Annotated in this window: 7 protein-coding genes and 1 pseudogene; 2 read left to right on the forward strand and 6 right to left on the reverse strand. The window is 70.7% G+C overall.

What is annotated here, in order from left to right; translation table 11 throughout:
- Positions 1–430: pseudogene (locus ACP95_RS00795) on the reverse strand (bifunctional metallophosphatase/5'-nucleotidase); the annotation flags it as partial.
- A 224-nt stretch (positions 431–654) separates the two neighbouring features.
- Here ACP95_RS00795 and ACP95_RS00800 point away from each other — a divergent pair.
- On the forward strand, positions 655–1,731 hold the full coding sequence (locus tag ACP95_RS00800) for an archaeosine biosynthesis radical SAM protein RaSEA (protein ID WP_049979386.1): 1,077 nt from the start codon (positions 655–657) through the stop codon (positions 1,729–1,731).
- A 15-nt stretch (positions 1,732–1,746) separates the two neighbouring features.
- Here the strand turns inward: ACP95_RS00800 and purQ are convergent, their stop codons facing one another.
- Complete coding sequence (gene purQ, locus ACP95_RS00805) at positions 1,747–2,424, reverse strand: phosphoribosylformylglycinamidine synthase I (RefSeq protein WP_049979387.1); 678 nt, start codon at positions 2,422–2,424, stop codon at positions 1,747–1,749.
- Positions 2,421–2,678, reverse strand: a complete 258-nt coding sequence (purS, locus tag ACP95_RS00810) for a phosphoribosylformylglycinamidine synthase subunit PurS (RefSeq protein WP_049979388.1) — start codon at positions 2,676–2,678, stop codon at positions 2,421–2,423. Before purS ends, purQ begins: the two co-directional genes overlap by 4 nt.
- Positions 2,679–2,807: 129 nt before the next feature.
- On the opposite strand from purS, the gene ACP95_RS00815 reads away from it, so the two are divergent.
- Positions 2,808–4,067 carry an MFS transporter gene (locus ACP95_RS00815; RefSeq protein ID WP_237560368.1) on the forward strand — a complete coding sequence of 420 codons (1,260 nt, stop codon included), beginning with the start codon at positions 2,808–2,810 and terminating at the stop codon, positions 4,065–4,067.
- A 10-nt stretch (positions 4,068–4,077) separates the two neighbouring features.
- Here the strand turns inward: ACP95_RS00815 and ACP95_RS00820 are convergent, their stop codons facing one another.
- From ACP95_RS00820 to ACP95_RS00830, 3 genes are all read right to left on the reverse strand, one after another.
- Positions 4,078–5,160 carry an aromatic ring-hydroxylating oxygenase subunit alpha gene (locus ACP95_RS00820; RefSeq protein ID WP_049979390.1) on the reverse strand — a complete coding sequence of 361 codons (1,083 nt, stop codon included), beginning with the start codon at positions 5,158–5,160 and terminating at the stop codon, positions 4,078–4,080.
- A 67-nt stretch (positions 5,161–5,227) separates the two neighbouring features.
- On the reverse strand, positions 5,228–6,448 hold the full coding sequence (locus ACP95_RS00825) for a PQQ-binding-like beta-propeller repeat protein (RefSeq protein ID WP_049979391.1): 1,221 nt from the start codon (positions 6,446–6,448) through the stop codon (positions 5,228–5,230).
- Between the two features lie 40 nt (positions 6,449–6,488).
- Positions 6,489–7,529, reverse strand: a complete 1,041-nt coding sequence (locus tag ACP95_RS00830; protein WP_049979392.1) for a phosphoribosylaminoimidazolesuccinocarboxamide synthase — start codon at positions 7,527–7,529, stop codon at positions 6,489–6,491.
- Between the last annotated feature and the right edge of the window lie 14 nt (positions 7,530–7,543).

The raw sequence follows: 7,543 nt of genomic DNA on the forward strand, positions 1-7,543 counted from the left end.
ATTCCGTCCCGTCGAACGCCTCGCCGCTGTCGCTGTCGACGAGGTTGGTCGCCAGCCAGGGGAACTCGGAGTCGGCCGTCACGTCCGAGATCGCGTCGAACCCGTAGTCGAACTCGTGGTTCCCGATCACGTCGGCGTCGGGCCCCACCTCGTTGAGAACGTCGACCGGCGCGCGCCACTGGGAGACGGGACTGAGCGCGTGCGGCCCCACCTGGTCGCCGCCGCCGACCACGACGACCGGCCCGTCGGCGGCCGCCCGCCGCTGCTCGATGAGCGTCACCAGCCGCGGGAAGTCCCCGTCCTCCGCGGCCGCCGTCTGAATGTCGTTGTACGACAGGAGCGTCAGCGTCGTCGCCCCGTCGCCGTCGGCGGCCGTCGTCGTCCCAGAGAGGAGGGAGCCGCCGAGCACGATTCCACCCGCCCGCAGCACGTCGCGTCGCCCGTACGTATCGTCCCGGAGCATCGATTTGGACCCACGTTTGTGTAGTAATAAAACTTTGCAGGAGAGTGGAATATACACGTATAGAGATAAGATTTTGTACCTCGTTGAGAGATCGAATACGAACCCCTCCCCACCGCTCGCAACCGCTACTGAGCCCTCGGAACCCGCTCGGGAGCGAAGCGGTTTTCCCCGTAAACCGCCCACATCCGCCAATGAGCCAACCGAGCCCCGAGGTCTACGAACGCGGGCGGGGGATGGACGCCCACAACGAGGTGATGCGGGACATCCGGTCGGAGAACGACCAGAGCTACGACCCCCGCGAGCCGACCCGCGTCTGGATCGACGAGGACAACACCCCCGACGGGGTGTACCAGAGCCTGACGATCATCCTCAACACCGGGGGCTGTCGCTGGGCCCGCGCCGGCGGCTGTACGATGTGTGGCTACGTCGCCGAATCGGTCGAGGGCGGCAGCGTGAGCCACGACGCGCTGATGGAGCAGATCCAGGTCTGTCTCGACCACGAGGCCGAGGAGGCCGACGAGCAGTCCGGGCTGATCAAGATCTACACCTCCGGCTCGTTCCTCGACGAGCGTGAGGTGCCCGCCGAGACTCGCCGAGCGATCGCCGAGACGTTCGCCGACCGCGACCGCATCGTCGTCGAGTCGCTCCCCGACTTCGTCGACCGCGAGAAGGTCCGCGACTTCACCGAGCAGGGGCTGGAGACCGACGTTGCGGTCGGTCTCGAAACCGCGACCGACCGCGTGCGCCACGACTGCGTCAACAAGTACTTCGACTTCGCTGACTTCGAGGACGCCTGCGCCGAGGCTCGCGAGGCCGGCGGCGGCGTGAAGGCGTACCTGCTGATGAAGCCGCCGTTCCTCTCGGAACAGGAAGCCTTGGAGGACATGCAGTCGAGCGTCCGGCGCTGTGGCGCCGTCGACGGCTGCCACACCGTCTCGATGAACCCCTGCAACGTCCAGCGCTACACGATGGTCGACGAACTGTTCTACGAGGGCGGCTACCGCCCGCCGTGGCTCTGGTCGGTCGCGGAGGTGCTGCGGACGACGACGGACGTCGACGCCATCGTCGTCTCCGACCCCGTGGGCCACGGGAGCGACCGCGGCGCGCACAACTGCGGCGAGTGCGACGACCGCGTCCAGCGCGCGATCAAGGACTTCGACCTGCGGCAGGACCCCTCGGTGTTCGAGCAGGTGGAGTGCGAGTGCGAGTTCACGTGGGAGCTGGTGCTCGAGGAGGAAGCGAGCTACAACATGCCGCTGGCTCGGTAACGTCAGGTCCGCGATCTACGCGAACCCGTCCAGCACGCCCTGCCCGTCCGTACTGCCGCCCAGCTCCGCGAGCGCAGCCCGCTCGGGGTGGGGCATCAGCACGGCGACGGTCTCGCGCTCGCCCAGGATCCCCGCGACGTTCCCCTTCGACCCGTTGGGGTTTGCTTCGTCCGTGACGTTCCCGTCGGCGTCGCAGTAGCGGAACAGCACGCGGTCGTCGTCGACGAGCTCGTCGTACGCCGCGTCGTCGATCTCGAACCGGCCCTCGCCGTGGGCGATCGGAAGCTCGATCACGTCGCCCTCCTCGTACGCTTCGGTCCAGGGGGTGTCGGCGTTCTCGACGCGCAGGAACACGTCCTCACACTGGAACCGCGCGCTGCGGTTCGTCGTGAACGCGCCCGGCGTGAGCCGGCTCTCGCTGCCGATCTGGGCGCCGTTGCAGACGCCGAGCACGGGAACCCCGTCCTCGGCGGCCGCGCGGACCTCGTTCATGATCGGCGAGTGGGCGGCCATCGCGCCCGCCCGGAGGTAGTCGCCGTAGGAGAACCCGCCCGGCAGGACGACCCCCTCGCTGTCGGCGGGGAGGCCGTCCTCGTGCCAGACGCGCTCGGCGTCGACGCCGACGCGGTCGAGCGCGCGCACGGCGTCGCGGTCGCAGTTCGACCCGCCGAACTGGACGACGGAGACGGTCATGCGCCCCGCTCCTCCACCACCACGTCGTAGTCGTGGAGCGTCGGGTTCGCCAGCAGCCGCTGGGCCATCTCGTCGGCGCGCTCGGCGGCGGCGTCGGCGCTCTCGGCGTCGAGATCCACCTCGAACTGGTCGGCCGAGCGCAGGTCCGCGAGCTCGAAGCCGAGCCGTTCGAGCGTCTTCTGGGTCGTCTCGGCCTCGGGGTCGAGCACGCCGCGCTTCAGCCGCACCGTCACCGTCGCGGTGTAGGCGGTCATCGACCGAGTATGGCCGTCCGTGCGTAAAAGGAGTTGTGGTCGGCTACGGATATACACGAACGTGACTAACGCGGCTCCTGTCCGGGGGTGAGAAACCCCCGTCGATTGCCGGCAGCCGAGGGGTTGGAAGTGGGGCGGCCCTTCGACCGCGTGATGGCGACCCGTGTCCGCGACGCATCGAGGGAGGCGGCGACGGTGGTCGGGCTCGTGAGCGGGTCGCAGTACGTCAACCACGCGTACCTCGTGCTGTTCCCGCCGATCCTCGGGACGCTCTCGACGGAGTTCGAGGTGTCGCTGGCGATGCTCGGCGTCGCAATCGGCGTGCAGGGCGCCGCGAACACCGCCTTCCAGCTCCCGTTCGGCTGGCTCGCCGACGCGCGCGATCGGACGATCGCGTTCGGGCTCTCCTCGGTCGCGGGCGCGCTGGGCGTGCTCGCCGTGGCGCTCGCGCCGAACTTCCCCGCGCTGCTGCTCGGCCAGGTGCTGATCGGCGTCGGCGTCGGCGGCCACCACCCCGCCCACTACCCGCTGCTCTCCGACGCCACCCCGGACGGGCTCCGCGGGCGGGCGTTCTCGGTGTACGGCGTCGGCGGCGCGCTCGGCTTCGCCACGCCGCCGGTCACGTTCAACCTGTTCACCGGCGTCGGGCTGACGTGGCGCCACGCCGTCGGCGCCATCGGCGCGCTGGGGCTCCTGTACGCGCTCGTCGCCACCGCGCTGCTCCGATTCGTCGTCGCCGACGACGTGACGGGCCCGAACGTCGGCGCCGAGACGGCCGACGACGACGAGCCCCTCCGGGAGCGCGCCGTCGCCGCCCTGCGCGCGCTGGCGAACTCGCCGGGGATCATGGGGCTCACGCTGCTCGCGCTCCTGACCTCGACGGCGTCGTGGGGCGTGAACACCTACGCCGTCGTCTTTCTCGACAGGGTGTACGGCGTCGCCCCGGAGACGGCGAACCTCGCGCTCACGGGGATGTTCGTCGTCGGCGCCGTCGCGATCGTCCTCGGCGGCGACCTGACCGACCGGATCGCGCCCGGCCCCGTGATGGTCGCGAGCTTCGCCGCCGTCACGGGGCTGGTGGCGCTGCTCGCCTCCGGACTCGTCCCGGCGCTGGTGGCCGTCGGCGCCCTGCTGGGCGTCGGCGCCGCGCGGAGCCTCGCCGGCCCCGCCCGGGACGGCCTGACCGACCGCCTCTCGGCCGACGACACCGTCGGGACGAACTTCGCCGTGGTCAGCGTCGGCGTGATGCTCGGCGGCGCAATCGCACCACCGGCCTTTGGCTACATCGTCGACGTGACCGGGCCGAGCGCGGCGTTCGCCGGGATCGGCGTCGTCGCCCTCGCGGGGACGCTGGTGACGGTCTGGTTGGCGACGGTCGTCGCCGAGTGAGCGACCGGGCTCAGGCGTCGATCGCGGCCGCGACCATCTGGTGGAAGTGGTGGACGGCGTGCTCGTTCGGGCCGAGTCGCCCCTGGGCGAACGCGCCCGAGGCGACGCCCTGCTGCTGGCGCTCGACGAGTTCGAAGTCCTCCTGCTGGAGTCGCTGGCTGGTCGCGAACATCTCCTCGTACGCATCGGTCGGCTCGCCGCCCTCGGCGTAGTAATCCGCGACGACGACGGTCGTCTCCCGGTCGACGGGGTGGACGCGGTACGCCGAACAGCCCACGCCGCCGCCGTAGATGTTGAGCATGAAGTTCGGCCAGAGGTAGTAGAAGCGCGACTCGCCGTCGCCGTCGACGAGCGGGCCGTGCTGGACGGAGTGCCGGTCGTGCACCTCGATCTCGTACTCGTCCATGTCGACGTTCTGGACGAACGTCGGGTGGTTCGCGTGGCAGTGGTCGCACTCGAGGTAGTTGCTCACCATCACCTTCCAGTTGCAGTCGAGCTCGGGCTCGATGCGCTCGAACCGTTCGAGGTCGGCGAGCCCGTGGCCGGCGATCTCGTCGGCGACGCCATCGTACACCTCGTCGAACGGCGTCGGATCGGCGCCGAGGTTACAGAAGACGAACGGGCCGATCTCCGTCACCGCGATCGACTCCAGCGCGTTCTCTTCGGGGTCGTACTCGCAGACCTCGTCGACCTCCTGGTTCCGGACGCCGTGGGTGAACGCTTTGGGCGTGCTCGCGAGCGTGCCGTCGGGCTCGTACGTCCAGTGGTGGTAGGGACAGCGGACGCGCGTCGTGTTCCCGTCGCCCTCGAGCATCTTCGACCCGCGGTGGGCGCAGACGTTGTAGAACGCCCGCAGGTCGCCGTCCTCGTGGCGCATGACGAACAGCGGCCGCCCCGCAATCTCGTGGGTCGTGTAGTCCCCCGGCTCGCGGAGGGCCGAGGCGTCGCCGAGGTACTGCCACGAGTCCGCGAAGATCCGCGACTGTTCGGTCTCGAACGTCGCCGGGTCGGTGTACGCCGACGCGGGGAGGGTCCGGGCGGCCTCGATGTCGCTCCCCACCGGTTCGGTCGGGTCGTCGGTCCAGCGAGCCATTGGCCGTGGTACGGAGTAACACGTGAAAAAGCTCCGGCTGGTGGGAGTCGCGCCGACCCGCGGGCGGTCAGGCGATCCGGTAGACGCCGCTCTCCCCGTCGCGCTGGCCGACGAAGAACACCGACCCGTCGGCGAGCGCGATGCCGTGCTGGGAGAACGTGTCGAGTTCGAGCGGGACGCGCTGCCGGATCTCGCCGCTCTCGCGGTCGAGACAGTCGAGCGTCTCCCCGTTCGGCACGTAGACGGTTTCCGGATCGACCGCGGGCCGGTCCTCGCTCCCGACGCCGAGATCTGTGTCCCACAGTTCCTCGCCGCTTTCGGCGTCGTAGGCGCGGCAGGCGTAGGGTTCCTCGTCGACGGCGTAGACGACGCCGTCGGCGATCGCGGGCGGAGCCTGCGCGGCGCGGTCGAACTGGACCGACCAGCGCTCGCTCCCGTCGGCCCGCGAGCGGGCCTGGAGAAGCCCGTCGCTCCCCATCAGGCCGATGGTCTCCTCGCCCACCACGGGGCTGGCGCGTGTGGCCTGTTCGATCCCCACTTCCCAGCGCACCGAGCCGTCGGCGGCGTCGAGCGCGAACAGCGTGCCGTCGCTCGCGGCGAAGACGGTGTCCTCGGTGGCCGCGAGTTCGCCGGCGTGATCCGGCACCGCGTCGGCAGTCCACAGCCGTTCGCCAGTCACACCGTCGAGTGCGAGCAGCGACTTCCCGCCGAGGTAGAGCCGGTCGCCGACTGCTGTCGGCGTGCTCGGCACGGTGCCGGCGGCGTAGCTCCACCGGATCTCGCCGGTCCGGCGGTCGACGGCCATCGTCTCCCCCGCTCGGGTCAGGAACGCGGTTTCGCCGTGGAGCGTCGGCGCCGCAGCGCCGCTGCTCTCGGACCAGTCGTGGCGCCACCTGGCGTCGCCGTCCCGCGCCGTCGCGACGAACGCCCGGACGTACTCCGGCTGGGCCTGTTTCCAGATCGGCGCGTAGACGGCCTCGCTGTCGACCATCGGCGCCTTCTCGTAGAAGTCGCCGCCGCCCGGGCCGACTCGCTCGATGGTGGGATCCTCTGGGAGCCCCGTCTCGGTGTCGCGATAGCCAGTCCGGAGCGCGTCGTGGCCGGGCGTCGGCCACGGCTCGGGTGGGTCGCCGAGTTCGGCGTCGCTGTGGTACGTCCGCGGGTTCACCGCGTCGCGGATCTCGTCGACGCCGCCACAGCCGGCGAGCGCGGTGGCCGCGGCGACGCCGCTGGCGAGTGCAGCCCGGCGGCTGACCGGGGAGTCGCCGGCGTCGGTGGAGGGCGCCATGCCCACGGGTCGTCGCGGGGTCGTGAAAAAGGCCGCCGTCCTACAGGTCCCGCACGGCGTCGACGGCGTCGTCGATCGCCGGCGCGTCGAACCACTCGGTCCCGGTGTAGGCGTTCGTCCCGGCGGCGTACATCTCGCCGGCAGTCCGTCGCACATCCCCGGGCAGGGGGTCGGGCGACTCCTCGCAGAACGACTTCCAGTCGGCGACGCCCTCGGCCTGGGCGACGGCTTTGGCGTCCTTCACCGCCGCCACCCAGTCGGGGTCGTAGGACTTGTAGAACTGCCGCAGCACCTCCTTCGAGAGCTCCTGGCCGTCGTAGGCGAAGCGGTTCTCGTCGAACGTGCCCGCCACGTCGGCGACGCGGATCTCGCCGTCGACCCAGAGACACTCGATCTTCCCGTCCTCGTGGACGAAGCCGGCCTCGGCGGCGCGCTCGGTGATCGCGTCGTTCACCGCCAGCGCGGTCTCCCGGAGCGCGTCGAGATCCGCGCAGCCGGCGATCGCGGCGGCCTCGTCGGCGTCGAGGTAGCGGTCCTGCTCCTCGAACTTCGTGGAGAACTCGACGATCGGCTCCGGCAGCGAGACGGCCTCGTCCGGCCAGCGGTGGCGGTCCAGCCCAACGTCCTCGGGCTCCTTCCGCGTGCGGAGGCTGGAGCCGACGGGCACCTCGTTCCGGAAGACGATCTCCAGCGGGACGAGGTAGTGGCTCCCGGCCGCCGCGTGGAACGAGTCGTACTCGTACCCGTCCGCGCCGTGGGGGAGCTCCGGGACGACCGTGAGATCGATCGCCATCTGTCGGGGCGGCCCCGAGACGGCGTCGAGGTCGGCGGCCGGCGGCTCGTCGAGGGTGGCCTCGGTCGGGTCGACGACGCCGCGGTAGTGGGTCGCCACCCCGGCCGCGGCGAGGCGCTCGAAGTTGTCCGCGCCCATCGTGCAGAGGCTCCGGCCTTTCTCGGGGATCGTGTCGGGCATCGGCCCCCAGTCGAACACGGAGTAGTCGTCGGTGAAGACGAACCGGCCGCGGCCCAGCGCGTCGTCGGTCGGCTCCCGGTCGACGCGGAACTCCTTGACGCTGGTCACGCTCGGAAGGGGGG

The organism is Halolamina rubra, from assembly GCF_000739555.1.
Taxonomy (GTDB): Archaea; Halobacteriota; Halobacteria; order Halobacteriales; family Haloferacaceae; genus Halolamina; species Halolamina rubra.

What these genes read in the sequence shown, in the direction of transcription:
- purQ (WP_049979387.1), bottom strand. Translation starts at nt 2,424, where the DNA reads ATGACCGTCTCCGTCGTCCAGTTCGGCGGGTCGAACTGCGACCGCGAC.
- ACP95_RS00825 (WP_049979391.1), bottom strand. Translation starts at nt 6,448, where the DNA reads ATGGCGCCCTCCACCGACGCCGGCGACTCCCCGGTCAGCCGCCGGGCT.
- purS (WP_049979388.1), bottom strand. Translation starts at nt 2,678, where the DNA reads ATGACCGCCTACACCGCGACGGTGACGGTGCGGCTGAAGCGCGGCGTG.
- ACP95_RS00820 (WP_049979390.1), bottom strand. Translation starts at nt 5,160, where the DNA reads ATGGCTCGCTGGACCGACGACCCGACCGAACCGGTGGGGAGCGACATC.
- ACP95_RS00800 (WP_049979386.1), top strand. Translation starts at nt 655, where the DNA reads ATGAGCCAACCGAGCCCCGAGGTCTACGAACGCGGGCGGGGGATGGAC.